Origin of the sequence: Stenotrophomonas sp. SrG, assembly GCF_050031795.1 — a bacterium.
GTDB lineage: Bacteria > Pseudomonadota > Gammaproteobacteria > Xanthomonadales > Xanthomonadaceae > Stenotrophomonas > Stenotrophomonas rhizophila_A.
In genome coordinates this window covers 1-229 of record NZ_JBNBBE010001819.1, presented here as the reverse complement: position 1 = coordinate 229, position 229 = coordinate 1, and the positions used below count along the sequence as shown (strand labels likewise).

Below are 229 nucleotides of genomic sequence, written 5' to 3'. Positions count from 1 at the left end.
CCTCCAGCGCCGGCGCCAGATCCGGTAGCCCATGGTGACTGCCGTGGCCGGCAGCAATACCGGCCAGGCGCCCAGCGAGGCCAGTGCCGCCATCGGGTAATCAGCCAGCGGAGTGCGCAGCGCCAGCATCGCCTGGTGCACGGCCAGGTCCAGGCTGAGCGGTTCGCCGTGGGCCACCACCGCCAGCAGCAAGGCGAACCAGCACCAGCCCAGCCACAGCAGCAGCCAG

General features: G+C 71.6%; 1 pseudogene. It reads right to left on the bottom strand.

Features of this window, described 5'->3' with window-relative positions:
- Positions 1-229 (bottom strand): annotated as a pseudogene (locus tag ACQG3P_RS25490) (hypothetical protein); the annotation flags it as partial.